At 62.2% G+C, this 18848-nt stretch carries 17 protein-coding genes; 7 read left to right on the top strand and 10 right to left on the bottom strand.

Annotated elements, in window-relative coordinates; translation table 11 throughout:
• Positions 1–31: 31 nt before the first annotated feature.
• From msrA to ACR0K1_RS13515, 8 genes are all read right to left on the bottom strand, one after another.
• Positions 32–541: a peptide-methionine (S)-S-oxide reductase MsrA gene (gene msrA, locus ACR0K1_RS13550; RefSeq protein ID WP_480617312.1), complete on the bottom strand. Its 510-nt coding sequence runs from the start codon at positions 539–541 to the stop codon at positions 32–34.
• Positions 538–987, bottom strand: coding sequence for a peptide-methionine (R)-S-oxide reductase MsrB (gene msrB / locus ACR0K1_RS13545; protein ID WP_480617310.1), 450 nt, complete (start codon positions 985–987; stop codon positions 538–540). Before msrB ends, msrA begins: the two co-directional genes overlap by 4 nt.
• A gap of 95 nt (positions 988–1082) precedes the next feature.
• Positions 1083–1961, bottom strand: a complete 879-nt coding sequence (locus ACR0K1_RS13540) for a DMT family transporter (RefSeq protein ID WP_480617309.1) — start codon at positions 1959–1961, stop codon at positions 1083–1085.
• 213 nt (positions 1962–2174) lie between these two features.
• Positions 2175–2702 carry a GNAT family N-acetyltransferase gene (locus tag ACR0K1_RS13535; RefSeq protein ID WP_480851056.1) on the bottom strand — a complete coding sequence of 176 codons (528 nt, stop codon included), beginning with the start codon at positions 2700–2702 and terminating at the stop codon, positions 2175–2177.
• A gap of 210 nt (positions 2703–2912) precedes the next feature.
• Complete coding sequence (locus ACR0K1_RS13530; protein ID WP_050605937.1) at positions 2913–3200, bottom strand: HU family DNA-binding protein; 288 nt, start codon at positions 3198–3200, stop codon at positions 2913–2915.
• Between the two features lie 130 nt (positions 3201–3330).
• A complete protein-coding gene (locus tag ACR0K1_RS13525; RefSeq protein WP_480851054.1) occupies positions 3331–4794 on the bottom strand; it encodes an AMP nucleosidase in 1464 nt (487 codons plus the stop codon).
• Entirely contained in the window at positions 4791–6593 is a 1803-nt protein-coding gene (gene ade, locus ACR0K1_RS13520) for an adenine deaminase (RefSeq protein WP_480851052.1), read from the bottom strand. The genes ACR0K1_RS13525 and ade overlap by 4 nt, the downstream gene beginning before the upstream one ends.
• A gap of 174 nt (positions 6594–6767) precedes the next feature.
• Positions 6768–7637 (bottom strand): LysR family transcriptional regulator, encoded by an 870-nt coding sequence (locus tag ACR0K1_RS13515; protein ID WP_480851050.1) that lies wholly within the window; start codon positions 7635–7637, stop codon positions 6768–6770.
• A gap of 111 nt (positions 7638–7748) precedes the next feature.
• Between ACR0K1_RS13515 and ACR0K1_RS13510 the strand changes: the two genes are divergently transcribed.
• Together ACR0K1_RS13510 and ACR0K1_RS13505 are read left to right on the top strand one after the other, a co-directional pair.
• Positions 7749–8504, top strand: coding sequence for a class II aldolase and adducin N-terminal domain-containing protein (locus ACR0K1_RS13510; RefSeq protein ID WP_480851048.1), 756 nt, complete (start codon positions 7749–7751; stop codon positions 8502–8504).
• Positions 8505–8527: 23 nt separating this feature from the next.
• On the top strand, positions 8528–9517 hold the full coding sequence (locus tag ACR0K1_RS13505; RefSeq protein ID WP_480617303.1) for a sterol desaturase family protein: 990 nt from the start codon (positions 8528–8530) through the stop codon (positions 9515–9517).
• On the opposite strand, the gene ACR0K1_RS13500 is transcribed toward ACR0K1_RS13505, so the two are convergent.
• Positions 9514–10455 (bottom strand): GlxA family transcriptional regulator, encoded by a 942-nt coding sequence (locus ACR0K1_RS13500; protein WP_480851046.1) that lies wholly within the window; start codon positions 10453–10455, stop codon positions 9514–9516. The two genes, ACR0K1_RS13505 and ACR0K1_RS13500, sit on opposite strands and share 4 nt — an antisense overlap.
• A 77-nt stretch (positions 10456–10532) precedes the next feature.
• On the opposite strand from ACR0K1_RS13500, the gene ACR0K1_RS13495 reads away from it, so the two are divergent.
• The 3 genes from ACR0K1_RS13495 to ACR0K1_RS13485 are packed head-to-tail and all read left to right on the top strand — an operon-like array spanning position 10533 to position 14469.
• Positions 10533–11693 (top strand): acyl-CoA dehydrogenase family protein, encoded by a 1161-nt coding sequence (locus ACR0K1_RS13495; RefSeq protein ID WP_480617300.1) that lies wholly within the window; start codon positions 10533–10535, stop codon positions 11691–11693.
• Positions 11690–13693, top strand: coding sequence for an acetate--CoA ligase family protein (locus ACR0K1_RS13490; RefSeq protein WP_480851043.1), 2004 nt, complete (start codon positions 11690–11692; stop codon positions 13691–13693). The genes ACR0K1_RS13495 and ACR0K1_RS13490 overlap by 4 nt, the downstream gene beginning before the upstream one ends.
• Positions 13690–14469, top strand: coding sequence for a carnitinyl-CoA dehydratase (locus ACR0K1_RS13485; protein WP_480617297.1), 780 nt, complete (start codon positions 13690–13692; stop codon positions 14467–14469). Before ACR0K1_RS13490 ends, ACR0K1_RS13485 begins: the two co-directional genes overlap by 4 nt.
• Here the strand turns inward: ACR0K1_RS13485 and ACR0K1_RS13480 are convergent.
• Entirely contained in the window at positions 14466–15098 is a 633-nt protein-coding gene (locus ACR0K1_RS13480) for a class I SAM-dependent DNA methyltransferase (protein WP_480617295.1), read from the bottom strand. The genes ACR0K1_RS13485 and ACR0K1_RS13480 overlap by 4 nt on opposite strands.
• An 89-nt stretch (positions 15099–15187) precedes the next feature.
• Between ACR0K1_RS13480 and ACR0K1_RS13475 the strand changes: the two genes are divergently transcribed.
• A complete protein-coding gene (locus ACR0K1_RS13475) occupies positions 15188–16033 on the top strand; it encodes an SDR family oxidoreductase (RefSeq protein WP_480617294.1) in 846 nt (281 codons plus the stop codon).
• A 258-nt stretch (positions 16034–16291) separates the two neighbouring features.
• Positions 16292–18493, top strand: a complete 2202-nt coding sequence (gene katG, locus ACR0K1_RS13470; RefSeq protein WP_480851040.1) for a catalase/peroxidase HPI — start codon at positions 16292–16294, stop codon at positions 18491–18493.
• The last annotated feature ends 355 nt before the right edge of the window (positions 18494–18848 follow it).

The following is an 18848-nucleotide window of genomic DNA, read 5'->3' as shown; positions in this document are numbered from 1 at the left end:
GGGCGGCGTCTGTTTTTTGCGCCGCCTTTTTTTATTCCGCAGCGCTGCGCTTGGGCAGGACCCAGCCGGTGCGCGGGAAATGGCAGGTATAGCCGTTGGGGATGCGCTCAAGGTAGTCCTGATGTTCCGGCTCGGCCTCCCAGAAATCGCCGACGGGCTCGACCTCGGTCACGACCTTGCCGGGCCATAGCCCGCTGGCGTCCACATCGGCGATGGTGTCGAAAGCGACCTGTTTCTGTGCCTCATCGACATAATAAATGGCCGAGCGGTAGCTCATCCCGATGTCGTTGCCCTGACGATTCACCGTGGTCGGGTCGTGGATCTGAAAGAAGAACTCCAGCAGTTCCCGATAGGTGATCTTGGCGGGATCAAAGAAAATCTCGATCCCTTCGGCGTGGGTGCCGTGGTTGCGATAGGTGGCGTTGGGCACATCCCCGCCGGTATAGCCGACGCTTGTGCGGGTGACGCCGGGCAGCTTGCGGATCAGGTCCTGCATGCCCCAAAAGCAGCCCCCTGCGAGTACGGCGCGATGTTCGGTCATTGGATCTCCTCCACATGGATCAGGTATTCGCCATAGCCTTCGGCCTCCATCTGGTCGCGATGGATGAACCGCAGCGCGGCAGAGTTGATGCAGTAGCGCAGCCCGCCATGTTCACGCGGACCGTCCGGGAACACGTGGCCCAGATGGCTGTCGCCGTGCTTCGACCGCACCTCGGTCCGGATCATACCATGCGTTGTGTCATGGAACTCTTCCACATGTTCGTGAATGATGGGTTTGGTGAAGCTGGGCCAGCCGCAACCGGATTCGTATTTGTGGGTCGAGGCGAACAGCGGCTCGCCCGAGACGATATCCACATAGATACCCGGTTCCTTGTTGTTCAGATGCTTGCCGGTGCCGGGGCGTTCCGTGCCGCTGTGCTGGGTGACGCGGAATTCCTCGGGTGAGAGGGCGGCGATGGCCTCGGGGTTTTTGGTGTATCGGGTCATGGCTCCTGCGATTCCTTTTGGTTTGCCACAGTAGATGGGGTTCGGCGGGCGAAAGCAAAGGCTTGTTGTATGACCTCGCGCAGACGTGCGGCGGTTCAGGCCGGTTTTGGCGCAGGTTGGCGCGACAGTTGCACCGCCAGAATGCCCAGCGTGGTGATCAGAACCCCCGTCAGGTCCAGCGGGCCAAGCTGCTCACCCAGCAGGATGGCGGCGATGGCGACGCCGAAGACCGGGTTGAGGAAGTGGAAGGTCGCGGCGCGGATCGGGCCGATGCGATCCAGCAGCAGGAACCAGATCAGCGTGGCCAGCAGGCCGGGGAACAGGGTGGTATAGGTAAAGGCCAGCGCGAAAGGCAGGGTGAGTTGGATATGGATCGTCTCAAAGATAGGGGCGGCGAGGAAAAGGATCGCCGAGCCCACCAGCATTTGCAGCCCCACCACCATCATGAAATTCCCGCCCGAGGTCGCCCCCCGCACCGCCAGCGTGGCAAAGGTCAGCGCCAGCGCGCCGATCCCGCAGAGCAGGACGCCGAACAGATCGACGCCGGCGCTGATCCGGCTGCTCAAGATCAGGGCGACCCCGGCAAACCCAGCCAGCAGGCCGAGGATGCCCAGAGGGCGCAGCCGTTCGCCCAGCAGCAGCCACCCTGCCAGCGCCACAAGCAGCGGCATGGTCGAGGCGATGATCGCCGCGACCGAGGCCTCGACCGTTTGCATCGCATAGAAATTCAGACCCAAATAAAGGGCATTCTGGCAAATACCGAACAGGATCGTGGCGCGCCACTGGCCCGGTGTCAGGTGCCAGCTTTGCCCCATCGCCCGTGCAATTGCCACGCCCAGCAGCCCCGAGATCAGAAACCGCAGCGCCAGTGAAAACAGCGGTGACGCATCGGCCACGATGATCCGGGCCGAGGTAAAGGCCGAGGACCAGATCAGGGCAAACACAAGCCCCATGGCAATGGCGCGCAAATCCATCTCGGCCCCCTTGTCACACCGCGCGGACTGTTCCCGATTTTTTACTGGTTCGCAAGCGCCCAGAGGGCCGGGGGTTGGGATGATCGACGAGGGTACCGACACATAATGCCAACAGGCTGGGAACTTTCGGCGGTCGGTTCCCGCTGTCGGCATGGTCCTGATGCCGTTGGGCGAGGGGTCAACGCCAACAACGGACCGAAGCAGGTGCCAATCTCAGGCTATATACAAACCGTACATATCCACATCAAACCCGGACAGGGCATTGTCCCGAGCGAATCCATTTTTGATCAGAACCCGCTCAGAGCCGGTATTTTCCGGTGCAACGCCACCCAACAGCTGCACCGCGTCGCCCTGACCGCGATACCAGTTCACAAGCCCCTCGATGAGTTCCGTGGCATAGCCTTTCCCCCAAGCGGCCTCGGACAGGAGGTATCCGATGTGAACGGTCACCGGACGTCCGGGTCCGGGTGTCCGGGCAAGGATCAGCAGCCCCAGAAGTGACCCGCCCGCGTCGCGGATTGTCATAACATCACTTTCGGCGGACCTTTCGTCGATCCACGTCTCAACCGCGTTTTCAGCCCCGGCCAGTCGAAACGATGGCGGCATATGCCGCAGGACGGGCGGGGTCAGGACAGGTTTCAACTGCTCTGCGAGATTCCGTTTCCCATCAATTGACCGCACACAGGACCGCCAATCCTCGACTGTCAGCCGGGGCGTCTTGAAGGCGATGGCAGGCGACATTTTGATGTGTCTCCTTGGGCAGGGGGTCGGGCGGCGTGCGGGCCGGACCGGGCATGAAGATTTCTATCCGGGCCACGCTTTGCGGTGCAAGTGCCCGGCAATCGACATTTTTTTTCAAACCCAAACTCGCCACAACCGAACCAACGCGGCAAAAAGAAAAAGGGTCCCCCGAAGGCGACCCTCAATCGTTTTGTCCGAGAAGGGCTGAAATCAGCCGTTCACGCTGTCTTTGAGCGCCTTCGCGATGGTCATTTTCACAACCTTGTCGGCTTCTTTGGTGAAGGTCTCACCGGTGGCCGGGTTGCGGACCTGACGCTCGGGGCGTTCGCGGCAGTAGATTTTGCCGACGCCGGGCAGGGTCACTGCGCCACCGGCCGAAACTTCGCGGGTGATCAGGCCGGTCACGGCCTCCAGCGCCGCATTCGCGGATTTCTTGTCGGTTCCCATTTCCTCAGCGAGAGCAGCAACCAGCTGAGTCTTTGTCATAGGCTTTGCCATTTCTTGGTCTCCTTAACGTGCCCGATGTCTTGGGCCTCACCGCGTAACTGTAACGGGATATTGTGGAGGAACACAACGAATAGTAGCGTTGAAACCCCTAAAAATATGGGGAAAACGTTGCTTTTTTGCGTCAGAGGAAGGCTGTTTCGTCAAAAGAACGCAATTTCCGGCTGTGCAAACGCTCCAGCGGCATGCCGCGCAGGTGTTCCATCGCCCGGATTCCGATCGCCAGATGGCGGCTGACCTGCGTGGTATAGAAGGACGACGCCATGCCGGGAAGCTTCAATTCCCCATGCAGCGGCTTGTCCGACACGCACAGCAATGTGCCGTATGGCACCCGGAACCGATAGCCATTGGCGGCGATGGTGGCGCTTTCCATATCCAGCGCAATCGCTCGCGACTGGCTGAGCCGCTGCACCGGGCCGGACTGATCGCGCAACTCCCAGTTGCGGTTGTCGACCGAGGCGACGGTGCCGGTGCGCATGAGGCGCTTCAACTCATACCCGTCCAGTTCGGTGACCTCGGCCACGGCGCGTTCCAGTGCCACCTGAACCTCGGCCAGTGGCGGGATGGGGACCCAGACGGGCAGGTCATCGTCCAACACCTTGTCTTCGCGCAAATAGGCATGGGCCAGAACGAAATCCCCCAGCGCCTGCGTATTGCGCAGCCCGGCGCAATGGCCGACCATCAGCCAGGCATGCGGGCGCAGCACCGCGATGTGATCAGTGGCCGTTTTGGCATTCGACGGCCCGACGCCGATATTGACCAGGGTAATGCCCGAGCCATCCTCGCGCTTCAGGTGATAGGTCGGCATCTGCGGCAGTTTCAGCGGCTGGTCCAGAACGCCCTCGGGCTCGGTGATTTCGGCGTTTCCGGTGGAGACAAAGCTGGTGTAGCCGCTGTCGGGATCCGCCAGTTGTGCGCGCGCGTAGCTTTCGAACTCGGTGACGTAGAACTGGTAGTTGGTGAACAGCACATGGTTCTGGAAATGGCTGGGGTCGGTCGCGGTGTAATGCGCCAGACGGGCCAGCGAATAATCCACGCGCTGCGCGGTGAACAGGGCCAGGGGGCCGACCTCATCCTCGGGGTCGTACACGCCGTTGACGATATCGTCATTGGTGGTCGTCAGGTCCGGCACATCGAACACGTCGCGCAGGGTGAACCCGGCGGCGCCCTGATGCGGCACCACCAGATCGGGGTTGTTGGCCACCGCGAAATGCACCGGGATCGGCGTATCGGATGCACCGATTGTCACCGGCTGGTCGTGGTTCCTGATCAGCAGCGCAATCTGCTGGGTCAGGTAGGATCGGAACAGATCGGGGCGCGTGACGGTGGTGGCGTGGATGCCCGGTTCCGAGACATGGCCAAAGCTCAGCCGGCTGTCCACCTGCGCGTAGGAGCGGGTTTTGATGCGAATTTCCGGGTAATAGGCTCTGAATCGCTCGGCAGGCGTGCTGCCATCCAACGCGCTGGCGAAACTGTCGCACAGAAAGCGGGTGGCCTGTTCGTACAACTGTTCAAGCCGCGCCACCGCCGCTGCGGGATCGGTGAATTGTTCCGGAGCAGGCGCGTCAGGTGTTCTTATGATTGTCATGCCAAGGGCTCCAGCAGGTCGATCTTTTCGAATGTGCGCACGTCCACCAGCCCGAGGTCCGATATCCGCAATTCCGGAATCACCACCAGCGCCAGCAGAGAATGCTGCATGTAAGCGTTGTTGAGCGTGCAGCCGCAGGCCTGCATCGCCTGCACCATCTCTTCCGCTTTGGCTGCGACGTCAGAGGCGGGGCTGTCCGACATCAGGCCCGCGATGGGCAGTTCCACCAGCGCCAGTTCCTGACCTTCGCGGAAGACGGTGATGCCGCCGCCGACCTCGGCCAGCCGGTTGGCCGCCAGGGCCATCTGTTCGCGGTCGGTGCCCACAACGATCATATGGTGGCTGTCATGCGCCACGGTCGAGGCCATGGCCATCGGCCCCTCATACCCGAAGCCCGACACAAACGCATTTGTCACCCCGCCCGTGGCGCGGTGCCGTTCGACAAGCGCGATCTGGCAGACGTCGCCCTCGCCTTCGACCAGCCCGCCGATGATCGGCAATTCGGCCTTAAGCGCCTTGGTCGGGGCCTGATTTTCCACAACTCCGATCACATTGGCACGCACCCGGTTGGCCCCTGCGGGGGCTTTGATCTCGAAGTCAGCACCGGTCAGCGCATGCCCCAGATGCACCGTGTTGCGGGCCTTGTCGGGCCAGTTCAGATGCGGGCAGTCGACCGTGATTGCGCCGTTCTCGGCCACGATCTGTCCGCGCGCAATCACCATCTCGATGGGTAATTCCGTCAGGTCCGAGCTGACGATGATATCTGCCCGCCGCCCCGGCGTGACCGAGCCGATCTCACGCTCCAGCCCGAAATGCGTGGCCGTATTTATGGTGGCCATCTGCAACGCAACCAGCGGCTCGCACCCGCAGGCAATCGCGTGGCGCACAACCCGGTTCATATGCCCGTCATTGACCAGGGTGCCGGAATGGCAATCGTCCGTGCAGAGGATAAAGTTGCGCGGGTCCAGCCCTTTTTCGGTCACGGCAGTGATTTGGCTTTCCACATCGTACCAGGCCGAACCCAGCCGCATCATCGACCGCATCCCCTGCCGCACGCGGGCGATGGCGTCGGCTTCGCAGGTGCCTTCGTGATCGTCGGCGGGGCCGCCCGCGACATAAGCGGCGAAATCAGGCCCTAAATCCGGCGATGCATAGTGCCCGCCAACGGTTTTACCTGCCCGCTGCGTGGCAGCGATCTCGGCCAGCATCTTCGGGTCGCCATGGATCACACCGGGGAAATTCATCATTTCCCCCAACCCGATGATCCCGGGCCAGGACATCGCCTCGACCACATCTTCTGGGGTGATTTCATACCCGGTCGTTTCCAGCCCCGGGGCCGAAGGCGCGCACGAGGGCATCTGGGTGAAGATGTTGACCGGCTGCATCATCGCCTCGTCATGCATCATGCGCACGCCCTCAAGACCCAGCACATTGGCGATCTCATGCGGGTCGGTGAACATCGTGGTCGTGCCATGCGGGATCACCGCGCGGGCAAATTCGGCGGGCGTCAGCATGCCGGATTCGATATGCATATGCCCGTCGCACAGGCCGGGCAGGATATAACGCCCCTCTGCTTCGATGATCTGCGTGTCCGGGCCGATGCAGTGCTGCGCATCCGGCCCGACAAAGGCGATCCGGCCTTCGGCAATTGCGACGGAGTGGTCCGGCAGCAGTTCCCGGCTGTGCACATTGACCCAGATACCGCCGCGAATAACCACATCCGCAGCCTCGCGCCCCGCTGCAACGGCGATTAAACGGGGGGCGACATCGGGCCAGCTTGGGAAGGGAGTGTAGTCCATGGCTCAACTTTCCCGAATGCGCCGCCGGGTGCAACCCCGGTTATTCGGTATCATGAAAACATCACATCAGCCGGTGCACGGCCCGTCCGGCTTGGCACACCCGCAGCGCGCCAGCGCTGCCCGGCCCAACCCGGGAAGATGCCCCGCAAGGGGCATCGGCGCGGGGCGGGAGCGCTACCCCTCTGCCCCGATCTCGCGCCGAACCCAATTGGCAAAGGCCACCGCGCCGGGTGTTTCTTCGGCCTGCGGGGACAGCAGCAGGTAATACGCCTCGGGCATCGGTACGCGATGATAGAATGGGGCTGCCAGCAGACCCTGTTCGATCAGCCGGCCCGTGATCGCATCATGCGCCAGACACAGCCCGCCGCCTGCCATTACAGCGGACAGGCAGACCAGATAAGTCGTGGTATAGGTTATGGCCGGATTTCCCCATGTCAGAGCCTGATCTTCCGCCCAGCTCGACCAGTTTGACAGCAGGTTCGAGCAATCGAACAAAGGCTGTTGCTGAAGCGTATCCAGCGACACAGGATAGCCGGGCGCGCAGACCGGATAGTAGAATTCGCGGCGCAGCAGTTCGGTCCGGACCGAGTCCGCTGGCCGCAGAGAGAATCGGATCTCGACCGCGGCCCCTTCGGCCATTTCGCGCGGCTCCCACAATTCGGTGAAGATGTTCAGTTGCACATCCGGATGCGCGGCGCGAAAGGCAGGCAGGCGCGGGGCCAGCCAGTTGACCGCGAAAGTGATGTTGCACTGCACCTGCACCGCGTTCTGCTGCGCGCCGGTGACGGCCTGGGTGCCGCGCACCAGCGTCCGGAACGCTTCGCGCACGACGGGCAGGTATGTAATGCCCGCTTCGGTCAGTTCCAGCGCCTTGGGGCGCCGCAGGAACAAGGGCTGGCCCAAATGCCCCTCCAGCGACTTGATCTGCTGGCTGACCGCGCTTTGCGTCATGTTCAGATCACGCGCCGCACCGGTAAAGGACAGATGGCGGGCCGCGGCCTCGAACGTGCGCAGCCATCCCAGCGGCGGCAGTTGTTTCTGCATCTTCATAACCTCGGCATAAGTTTCACTAATGGAATAGGTGCGTTTTTTTCGTTGGTCAAATCGCCGGGGCGGAGGCAGGCTTTTCCTTAGACCTGTCAGAGGAGCCACCCCATGAGTCTCGCCAGCCTTCGCCCCAATATCGACCATTGGTCCGAGCGTGTGGATTTGGCGGCCACCTTCCGCTGGACCGCGCGTCTGAACATGCATGAGGCTGTGGCCAACCATTTCAGCCTTGCGGTGAACGAAGACGGCACGCAGTTTCTGATGAACCCCAATCAGATGCACTTTGCGCGCATCCGCGCCTCGGACCTGTTGCTGCTGGATGCCAATGATCCGGCGGTGATGAACCAGCCCGGCGCGCCGGACCCGACGGCCTGGGGCTTGCACGGGTCGATCCACCGCCACTGCCCCCATGCGCGTTGCGTCATGCATGTGCATTCAATCTTCGCCACGGTGCTGGCGTCGCTGGCCGACAGCACGCTGCCGCCGATCGACCAGAACACCGCGACCTTCTTCAACCGCTACGTGATCGACGAAGAATTTGGCGGTCTGGCATTCGAGAGCGAGGGCGAACGCTGCGCCTCGATGCTGTCGGATCCGAAGAAGAAGGTCATGATCATGGGCAATCACGGGGTTCTGGTTCTGGGCCGTGATCCGGGGGATGCTTTTAACAGGCTCTATTATTTCGAACGCGCGGCCGAGACCTACATCCGTGCGCTGCAGACCGGCCAACCCCTGCGGGTGCTGTCGGATGAGATTGCCGAGAAGACCGCGCAGGAACTGGACGAATACCCCGATCAGGACGATGCGCATCTGCGTGAGATCAAAGCGATGCTCGATGCCGAAGGCTCGGACTACGCGACGTGACCGCAATCCAAAGGGTGACTGCCATGACCGACGCCACTCAGGACCCCGAAGCCGCCCGCTGGCACTACCACCCCGAAGGGCCGGTGGGATTGAATCCCCTGTTCAACTGGCCGCCACGACCGGCAGCCGTGTTGCGGTGGTATAGTGGCGCGTGGCTGCAAATCACCGCACTGACGTTATGCATGCTGCTGGCCATTGCCGCCTATGCGCTGTTTTTTCCTTCATTAGAGTCTGTGCAGACCTTCGCGCCGGGCTGGATGTTCCGCATCTGGCTGCTGAACATGGTGCCGCAGATAATGGTGGCCGGCAGCCTGCATTGGTGGCTGTACATGCGCAAAGGTCAGGGCATGTACAAAAAGTTCGACCGCCGCGACCTGACCCGCAACAACGGCAACTTCACCTTCCGCAATCAGGTTCTGGACAATATCTGGTGGACGCTGGGCAGTGCCATGACCGTCGCGACGGTTTATCAGTGGTTTATCTACTGGGCGATGGCCAACGGCTATGTGCCCACGGTCACATGGGCCAGCGCGCCGGTGTGGTTCGTGATCTGGATGCTGTTCATCCCGATGTGGTCCGGGCTGCATTTCTACTGGGTCCACCGGCTGGAGCATCACCCAAAGCTCTACAAACACGTCCACGCCGTGCATCACCGCAACGTCAATATCGGCCCGTGGTCGGGGATTTCGAACCACTGGTTCGAGAATATCCTCTACTTCACCACCTATTTCATCCACCTGATCGTGCCCTCGCACCCGCTGCATCTGTTGTTTCACAGCTATTTCCAGCAGATCAGCCCGGTCCTGTCCCATTCCGGGTTCGAAAAGCTGAAGGCAGGCGAGACCGAGGCTGCGCGGGCCGGGGATTTCTTCCACCAACTTCACCACCGGTATTTCGAATGCAACTACGGCACCTCGGAAATCCCGTTCGACAAGTGGTTCGGCACCTATCATGACGGGTCAGCCGAGGCGACGACGCGCACGCGGGCCTTCAAGAAGCAGATGTACACCTAACAGGTGCGCAGCGCGCGCGGGGTCACCCCAAACTCGGCCCTGAACGCCCGGGTGAGCGCGCTGGGATCGTCATACCCGGCGCGCAGGGCAACCTCGCGGATGCTCAGATCCGTCTCGGACACCAGTTTGCGGGCCAGATTCAGCCGCAGCCGCCGGTAGACCTGCGCTGGCCCGGCCCCAAGCTCCGCCTGCATCCGCACCGACAGTGTTTTTTGCGACCGACCGATCCGGCGGGCGATCTCGGCCACTGGCAAGGGCGTTTCCAGATGTTCCTGCATCAGCGCCAGTGCAGCATTGACGCTGCTGCTGGTCGCCCCTGCACCGCCGGAATGCGACCGCGCGGAATCGCGGGTCATGAACAACTGGCAGACCGCAAGCGCCAGCGCCTGTCCCTGATCCCGCCCGATCAGGTGCAGCACCAGATCAAAGGCCGCCATGGCGCCGGAACAGGTGATGCGGTTGCCATCGATCACATATCGCTCGCGCACGGCCTCGACCTCGGGGAAACGCTCGGTGAATCCGACCAGTTCCTCCCAGTGAATGGTGGCGCGGTGCCCATCCAGCAGGCCCGCGCGCGCCAGCAGCCAGCTGCCGGTGTCAAGACCCACCAGCGTTTCAAACCGTTGCGCCGCCGACCTGAGCCCCGCCTGCGTCTGCCAGCCGCCATAGGCGCGGAAACCGTAGGATGGCATCACCATCAACGTATCCCCGGCTGCGGTCTGAAGCACCCCATGCGGCGCGACCTGCAAGCCCGAGGACGAGGTGACCGATCCGGCCGTCAGCGACAGGAAACGCCAGTCATATAAAACACGTCCGGACAAGGTGTTTGCAGCCCGCAACGGCTCGACCGTGTTGGCAAGGCAGTGGTTCGAGAACCCGTCAAACAGAAGAACCCCGATTTGCTGCGGCGCGGCGGGGGATTTAATCCAATCCTGCATGAAAACTGTCTATTTCTGCATGATAGGAAATTCAACCTGCATCACGATGCGCGCAAATCCAGATGCGGAGACTTCAGATGCAATATGGCCTGTCCGACGAGCAGGAGATGATCGCCTCGACCGTGCGCAGCTTTGTCGAGAACGAGATTTACCCTTTTGAAGAGATTGTCGAGCGCACCGGCGAGGTTCCGCAGGAGGTTGCGGACGAGATCAAGCGCAAGACCATCGAGCTTGGATTCTACGCCTGCAATTTCCCGGAAAGTGTCGGCTGTGCGGGCCTGAACCATCTGGAGTTCGCTTTGGTCGAGCGGGAGTTGGGCCGGGGTTCGATGGCGCTGAACCATTTCTTCGGGCGACCGCAGAACATCCTGATGGCCTGCGAGGGCGAACAGGTCGAGCGCTATCTGATGCCCGCCGTCCGGGGCGAAAGGATGGACGCGCTGGCGATGACCGAACCCGGCGCGGGCTCGGATGTGCGCGGCATGAAATGCGCGGCGGTGCGCGATGGTGGCGATTGGGTGGTCAACGGGACCAAACATTTCATCTCGGGCGCTGAGCATGCGGATTTCATCATCGTCTTTATCGCAACCGGCGAGGATCAGACAGAAAAAGGCCCTAAAAAGCGAATTACCGCCTTTCTGGTCGACCGGGGCACGCCCGGGTTCACCATTCGCGACGGGTATAAATCCGTCAGCCATCGGGGCTACAAGAACATGGTTCTGGATTTCGACGACTGCCGCCTGCCGGATGCGCAGGTTCTGGGTGCGGTCGATGGCGGGGTCGATGTGATGAACACCTGGCTTTACGCCACGCGCATCACGGTTGCGGCCATGTCCGTGGGCCGGGCGCGGCGGGCGTTTGACTATGCGCTGGACTATGCCGCCACGCGGGAACAGTTCGGCCAGAAGATCGGCAAGTTTCAGGGCGTGTCCTTCCAGATCGCCGACATGATCACCGAGATTGACGCCGCCGACCTGCTGACGCTGGCCGCGGCGGATCGTCTGGATCAGGGTCTGCCCGCGAATCGCGAGATTGCCTCGGCCAAGCTCTATGCCTCGGAAATGCTGGCGCGGGTGACGGATGCGGCGATTCAGGTTCACGGCGGGATGGGCCTGATGGACGATTATCCGCTGGAACGGTTCTGGCGCGACGCGCGGGTCGAGCGTATCTGGGACGGCACCAGCGAGATTCAGCGCCACATCATCAGCCGTGATCTGCTGAGGGCGCTGGGCGCATGAGGCGCATTCTGAACCCCACTTCGCTGGCGGTGATCGGCGGCGGTGCGTGGTGCGCTGCCGTGATCGATCAGGCCCGCAGGTTCGGGTTTGAGGGCGACATCTGGCCGGTTCACCCCAAGGCCGAACAGGTTGGTGGCGCACAGGCTTTTGCCGCGATAGAAGACCTGCCCGGCGTGCCGGATGTGGCCTTTGTCGGGATCAACCGGCATGCGAGCGTTTCGGCGGTCGCGGCGTTATCAGCAGCAGGCGCGGGCGGTGCGGTTTGCTTTGCGTCTGGCTTCACCGAAGCGCGGGCCGAGGATGGTCACGCTGCCGATCTGCAAGCACAACTGGTTGAGGCAGCGGGCAACATGCCGATCCTCGGGCCCAACTGCTATGGATTCGTCAACGCCCTGGACAGGGTGGCGGTCTGGCCCGATCAGCACGGCATGCGGCCCGTAAAGCGCGGCGTGGCGATCCTGACGCAAAGCTCGAATATCGCGATCAACATGACCATGCAGCGCCGGGCGCTGCCGCTGGCTTTCATGCTGACCTGTGGGAATCAGGCGCAGACGCATCAGGCCGACATCGCCTCGGCCCTGCTGGACGATGACCGCATCACCGCGATTGGCGTTCATATCGAAGGCTTCGGCGATTTGCGCAAATGGGAGGCTCTAGCCCGCAAGGCGCGGGCCCGGAACATCCCCATCATCGCGCTGAAAATGGGGCGGTCGCAGCACGCACAGGCGGCGACGATTTCGCATACCGCCTCGCTGGCGGGTGGGGATGCGGGCGCGCAGGCGTTCCTCGACCGGTTGGGTATTGCGCGGCTGGATGACATCCCCAGCCTTCTGGAATGTCTGAAACTGCTGCATGTCACCGGACGGCTGGACGGCAATGGGCTGGGTATGATCAGCTGTTCGGGGGGTGAGGCCAGCCTGTCTGCGGATATGGCAGAGGATCGCGACCTGCATTTCCCGCCATTGACCGACCCGCAAAAGGCCGATCTGCGCGCGGCCCTTGGCCCCATGGTGGCGTTGGCAAACCCGCTGGATTACCACACCTACATCTGGCGCGACACGGAGGCGATGACCCGTGCCTGGTCGGGTATGACGGGACCGGACAAGGCTCTGACACTGGCGATTGTGGATTATCCGCACACAGACCCGACGGATTGGGACTGCGCGACAAAGGCCGCTTTGAACTGCGCCGCACAGACCGGTCGGCCCTTTGCGGTGGCGGCGACCTTGCCGGAATTGATGCCAGAGACCGTCGCGCAACGCCTGCTGGAAGGTGGCGTGGTGCCCTTTGCGGGACTGCACGAAGCGCTGGCGGCTGTCGAGGCCGCAGCCCGACCATTGCCCGAGGAAACGGAGCCGGTGCTTTTGCCGTCAGCCGCGCCAGCAGATCGCATATTGACCGAGGCGGAGGCCAAGGCGGAATTAGCCGGGTTTGGGCTGTCTGTTCCTCGCCGCGTTGTGGTCAGACCCACGGATACGGCTGGGGTTCGGGACCTGAACGGCCCCTTCGCTGTAAAAGGCGTCGGGCTGGCGCATAAATCTGAACATGGTGCGGTGCGCCTTGGCGTCCCAGCCTCTGAACTGGCCGAGGCCGTACGATCGGTCGGAACCGATGAGGTGTTGATCGAGGAGATGGCCACCGGCACGGTGGCCGAGCTTTTGATCGGCGCCACCCGCGACCCGGCGCATGGCTATGTTCTGACCATCAGCGCGGGCGGTGTCCTGACCGAAATTCTGCGCGACACGGTCTCGGTCCTGATCCCTGCGCCCCGCACGGCGATGCGCCGGGCGATGAACTGTCTGGCCTGCGCGCCGCTGATGGCGGGGTATCGAGGCAAGCCCCCGGCAGACATTAACGCCATCCTTGATGCCGTCGATGCATTGCAAAACTATGTGATTGCCAACGCGGCAACCGTCGAAGAAGTTGAGATTAACCCGCTGATCTGCACCGCCGACGGGGCGGTTGCAGTGGATGCGCTGATCCGAAAGGCAAGCTTATGAGTCCGATCAAAACCCGCCGCGACGGTGCCATTCTCGAAGTCACCCTGGACCGGCCCAAGGCCAACGCCATCGATCTGGCCACCAGCCGCATCATGGGCGAGGTGTTCCGCGGCTATCGCGACGATCCCGAACTGCGTGTGGCCATCCTGACCGGCGCGGGCGAGAAATTCTTTTGCCCCGGCTGGGACCTGAAAGCCGCAGCCGGTGGCGACGTGGTAGATGGCGATTATGGCGTCGGCGGTTTTGGTGGTTTGCAGGAGTTGCGCGATCTCAACAAACCCGTCATCGCTGCGGTTAACGGCATCGCCTGCGGCGGCGGGCTGGAACTGGCGCTGAGCGCCGACATGATTCTGGCGGCAGACCACGCAACCTTTGCCCTGCCCGAGATCCGGTCGGGCACGGTGGCTGACGCCGCCAGCGTCAGGCTGCCCAAGCGCATCCCCTATCACATCGCGATGGAGCTGCTGCTGACCGGGCGCTGGTTCGATGCGGAAGAAGGCCATCGCTGGGGTCTGATAAACGAGATCAAGCCTGCTGACCGGTTGATGGACCGGGCATGGGAGCTGGCGCGGCTGCTGGCCAGCGGCCCACCGCTGGTCTACGCCGCCATCAAAGAGATTGTGCGCGAAGCCGAGGATGCCAAGTTTCAGGACATCATGAACCGGATCACCAAGCGGCAGCTGACCACCGTCGATGTGCTGTATGGATCCGAGGACAATCTGGAAGGCGCGCGGGCCTTTGCGGAAAAGCGCGATCCGGTCTGGAAGGGGCGCTAGGCCTTTTCAAACAGGGCGATCAGCGCGGTGTCGTCCTTGTTCGGCCCTGCGGCGAGGTCGCCGTAGATTCGCACCTCGGACAGGTTCAGGTTGCGAATCTGATCGTGGCCGAGCTGGTGCAGCACATCGGCGAAACCCAGTTTCCGGTAATGCTGTGCGTTGATCGACAGTGCGAACTGCGCCCCGTGGCGGGCGATCCGCAGCAAAGCCGGAAGCGCATCGGGCCCCAGATGGCCATGGGTGAACGTGCCGGATGAGACGATGCCCGCGTAGCTGTCATCCGGCACCGGGATGCCCGCGTTCAGATCGGCCTCGATCGCATCCCGGTAAATGTCCTTGCGCATGGCCTGATCCAGCATCTCGGCGCTGATATCGGTGGCGTCAATCGGCCCGACACCCAGACCCGCCAGTACGGCACCGCAGAGCCCGGTGCCCGCGCCAACATCCAGAACCGGGCCTTGCCCCCCGGCGCTGACAAAGGCGCGGGCGGTGTGGATGTGCAGCTGATAATCCTCGATCGCGGCAAAGCCTTCGTCGTAATCCCCGGCCCATTCGGCATAGAGACGTTTGTTCTCTTCCGGTGAGGTCAGGGCATAGGCGGCGTGCAGGTCGGGTGTTTTCTGGCTCATACTTCAAAGAAAGGCGCATCGGGGGATTCGAATCAAGTGCGTCCATCCGGCGCTTGCATCCCCGGCCTGCGCAGATCATCAAGAAGGGCATGACACAGACGTTGTTTTCATTTGGCCACGGCTATTCCGCGCAGGCTTTGTCGCGGGTTCTGAAACCCAAAGGCTGGCACATCACCGGCACCACGCGCGACGCCGAAGGCACCGCCGCAGTCCGGGCCTCGGGGGCCGATCCGCTGGTCTGGCCGGGAGAGGCCGTGGATCTGGACGGGGTGAGCCATCTTCTGGTCTCGACCGCTCCGGGGGCGGAGGGCGATCCGGTGCTGGCCGCGCTGGGCAACGAAATTGCCGACCGCGCCGGGCAGTTCAAATGGGTGGGGTATCTGTCGACCACTGCGGTTTACGGCGATCATCAGGGCGGCTGGGTGGATGAGAGCACCCCACCCGCGCCGACCGCCAGACGGGGCCGCTGGCGGATGCTGGCCGAGCAGCAATGGTCGGCCATTCCCGGCCTGCCGGTGCATATCTTCCGGCTGGCAGGCATTTATGGTCCCGGTCGGGGACCGTTTTCTAAGCTGAAACGCGGCGGGTTACGGCGGATCATCAAGTCGGGGCAGGTCTTTTCGCGCATCCATGTGGATGACATCGCGCAGGTGCTGGCCGCGTCGATGGCCGCGCCTAATCCGGGCGCTGTCTACAATGTCTGTGACGACGAACCGGTGCCGCCACAGGATGTGATCGGTTACGCCGCCGAGCTGCAGGGCCTGCCTCTGCCGCCCGCCGTACCTTTCGAAGACGCCGATCTGACCCCGATGGCGCGCAGTTTCTACAATGAAAACAAGCGGGTGCGGAATGATCGGATCAAGGATGAGCTTGGGGTGAAACTGCTCTACCCCAATTACCGCGCCGGGCTCGAGGCGCTGATGAGTACGCGTTGATGTGGGATTTTCGGTTCAGGCTTGATCATAATCAAAACCTATGATTGTGATCCGAAAACAAAACTTATTTGCATGAATTTGATTTGCTATGTCTTGCGGGACGAAAGACGGCAGAATCGGTAATGCCCGGTGCCACAAGATCCCTGTTTTCGGGATTTTAATCCGGGCAAGGGTTGTACCGACATCTTGCTGTGATCTTGTTCGTTACAGATTTGACCACGCAAAACGGCAAGACCTGAGCCAGGATTGGAGATCGATATGGACGGAAGTGATAACCCCAACACGGGCGGATGCCCTGTCATGCATGGTGCAGGCACTCGGTCGAACCGGGACTGGTGGCCAAACCAGCTGAACCTGTCGATCCTGCATCAGCACGCGCCCGCCTCGAACCCGCTGGGGGCCGAGTTCAACTATGCCGAGGCATTCCAGGCGCTGGACATGAAGGCGCTGAAACAAGACCTGTACGCGCTGATGACGGATTCGCAGGACTGGTGGCCTGCGGATTACGGCCACTATGGCGGGTTGTTCATCCGCATGGCCTGGCACAGCGCCGGGACGTACCGGACGGCAGATGGTCGTGGTGGCGCCTCGACCGGGAACCAGCGGTTTGCGCCGCTGAACAGCTGGCCGGATAACGGCAACCTCGACAAGGCGCGCCGCCTGCTGTGGCCGATCAAGCAGAAATACGGCAACCAGATTTCCTGGGCTGACCTGTATATTCTGGCGGGCAACTGCGCCATTGAATCCATGGGCGGCAAGACCTTTGGCTTTGCCGGTGGCCGTGAAGACATCTGGGCGCCCGAAGAAGACATCTATTGGGGCACCGAGACCGAATGGCTCGCCCCCACCGACAACCCGCACAGCCGCTATTCCGGCGAGCGCGATCTGGAAAACCCGCTGGCCGCTGTGCAGATGGGTCTGATTTATGTGAACCCCGAAGGACCGGATGGGGAACCGAACGTTCTGGCCTCGGGCCGCGACATTCGCGACACTTTCGGCCGGATGGCGATGAACGACGAGGAAACCGTTGCTCTGGTCGCGGGCGGCCATACCTTCGGCAAGGCCCACGGCGCGGGCGATCCCGATCTGGTCGGCCCGGAACCCGAAGCCGCCCCGATCGAGGATATGGGCTTTGGCTGGATCAACAAGTTCGGCTCGGGCAAGGGTGACGACACCACGACCTCGGGCATTGAGGGCGCATGGACCGCAAACCCGATCAAATGGGACAACGGCTATTTTGACCTGCTGTTCGGATACGAGTGGAACCTGACCAAAAGCCCCTCGGGCGCGTGGATTTGGGAGCCGATCGGCGTGAAAGAAGAAGACATGGCCCCGGCGGCGCATGATCCGTCGAAAAAGGTCAAGACCATGATGACTACCGCCGACATGGCGATGCGCATGGACCCGATCTATGGCCCGATCTCGAAACGCTTCCACGAGAACCCGGACCAATTCGCCGATGCCTTCGCCCGCGCGTGGTTCAAACTGACCCACCGCGATATGGGTCCGCGCGCGGCCTACATCGGTGAGGAAGCCCCAACCGAAGAGCTGATCTGGCAAGACAACGTCCCGCCCGTGGATCATGATCTGGTGGACGACGCGGATGTGGCTGACCTGAAAGCCAGGATCGCAGCCACCGGCCTGTCGGTCTCGGAACTGGTCTCGACTGCCTGGGCCTCGGCCTCGACCTATCGCGGGTCGGACAAGCGCGGCGGTGCCAATGGCGCGCGCATCCGTCTTGCGCCGCAAAAGGATTGGGACGTCAACGAGCCGATGAAACTGTCCAAGGCGCTGGATGCGCTGGAGGGCGTTCAAACCGCGTTCAACGACGCGCAGTCGGGCGGCAAGAAAGTGTCGCTGGCCGATGTGATCGTTCTGGCAGGTAGCCTCGGCGTTGAGCAGGCGGCAGAAGCCGCCGGTCATGATGTCGACGTGCCGTTTGCGCCGGGCCGCACGGATGCGTCCCAAGACCAGACGGATGTGGGTAGCTTCGCCGTAATGGAGCCCATCGCCGACGGGTTCCGCAACTACCAGAAGACCGACTATACCGTCTCGCCCGAAGAACTGCTGGTAGATCGGGCGCAACTGCTGACGCTCTCTGCGCCCGAAATGACGGCGCTGGTCGGCGGCCTGCGGGTTCTGGGCGCGAATTTCGGCGACAGCAAGCACGGTGTGTTCACTGACCGCGTCGGAACGCTCAGCACCGACTTCTTCACCAACCTGCTGGACATGGGCACCGATTGGAAACCAGCGGGCAATGGCGTCTATGAAGGCCGCGACCGCGCCAGCGGTGATGTCAAGTGGACCGGTACCCGCGTCGATCTGGTCTTCGGCTCGAACTCGCAACTGCGGGCGCTGGCCGAGGTCTATGGGCAGGCAGATGCGGGTGGCAAGTTCGTCTGCGACTTTGTCTCGGCCTGGAACAAGGTGATGAACGCGGACCGGTTCGATCTGAAGTAATCACCCCTACCACTCACGAAACGACGCCGCCCGGGGGCCTCGGGCGGCGTTTTCTGTTGGGTGAGTCCGGGACGGGTGGCCGTGACCGGCTGCGATTCCTCCGAACGGTCATTCATTTGCCTGTCTGAAACCATGTTTGGCTGGTTTGGTGACCGGAATTATTAAGCCAACCTATTGTTTTCATTAACATGAGTGTGTTTCCGCTGAGAAATGTGAAGTTTTTTCAAAATGGGGGTTGCAGGTCCCGAACCTAATCCGTAAATACCCCTTCACCGGCGCTGCTGAGGCGGTTGCTGGGTTGCTGGAGACGGCGAGACGCGCTGGAAAGACGGCGGGACACATCGGAGAGACGGTG

The organism is Ruegeria sp. F5 (genome assembly GCF_056533845.1).
This window is presented reverse-complemented; position numbering and strand designations above follow the sequence as displayed.

Coding starts and splice junctions, on each gene's coding strand:
- ACR0K1_RS13500 (WP_480851046.1), bottom strand. CDS start 10,455: ATGCAGGATTGGATTAAATCCCCCGCCGCGCCGCAGCAAATCGGGGTT.
- ACR0K1_RS13540 (WP_480617309.1), bottom strand. CDS start 1,961: ATGGATTTGCGCGCCATTGCCATGGGGCTTGTGTTTGCCCTGATCTGG.
- ACR0K1_RS13490 (WP_480851043.1), top strand. CDS start 11,690: ATGAGGCGCATTCTGAACCCCACTTCGCTGGCGGTGATCGGCGGCGGT.
- ACR0K1_RS13510 (WP_480851048.1), top strand. CDS start 7,749: ATGAGTCTCGCCAGCCTTCGCCCCAATATCGACCATTGGTCCGAGCGT.
- msrA (WP_480617312.1), bottom strand. CDS start 541: ATGACCGAACATCGCGCCGTACTCGCAGGGGGCTGCTTTTGGGGCATG.
- ACR0K1_RS13495 (WP_480617300.1), top strand. CDS start 10,533: ATGCAATATGGCCTGTCCGACGAGCAGGAGATGATCGCCTCGACCGTG.
- ACR0K1_RS13525 (WP_480851054.1), bottom strand. CDS start 4,794: ATGACAATCATAAGAACACCTGACGCGCCTGCTCCGGAACAATTCACC.
- ACR0K1_RS13515 (WP_480851050.1), bottom strand. CDS start 7,637: ATGCAGAAACAACTGCCGCCGCTGGGATGGCTGCGCACGTTCGAGGCC.
- ACR0K1_RS13480 (WP_480617295.1), bottom strand. CDS start 15,098: ATGAGCCAGAAAACACCCGACCTGCACGCCGCCTATGCCCTGACCTCA.
- ACR0K1_RS13535 (WP_480851056.1), bottom strand. CDS start 2,702: ATGTCGCCTGCCATCGCCTTCAAGACGCCCCGGCTGACAGTCGAGGAT.
- ACR0K1_RS13475 (WP_480617294.1), top strand. CDS start 15,188: ATGACACAGACGTTGTTTTCATTTGGCCACGGCTATTCCGCGCAGGCT.
- ACR0K1_RS13530 (WP_050605937.1), bottom strand. CDS start 3,200: ATGGCAAAGCCTATGACAAAGACTCAGCTGGTTGCTGCTCTCGCTGAG.
- ade (WP_480851052.1), bottom strand. CDS start 6,593: ATGGACTACACTCCCTTCCCAAGCTGGCCCGATGTCGCCCCCCGTTTA.
- ACR0K1_RS13485 (WP_480617297.1), top strand. CDS start 13,690: ATGAGTCCGATCAAAACCCGCCGCGACGGTGCCATTCTCGAAGTCACC.
- ACR0K1_RS13505 (WP_480617303.1), top strand. CDS start 8,528: ATGACCGACGCCACTCAGGACCCCGAAGCCGCCCGCTGGCACTACCAC.
- msrB (WP_480617310.1), bottom strand. CDS start 987: ATGACCCGATACACCAAAAACCCCGAGGCCATCGCCGCCCTCTCACCC.
- katG (WP_480851040.1), top strand. CDS start 16,292: ATGGACGGAAGTGATAACCCCAACACGGGCGGATGCCCTGTCATGCAT.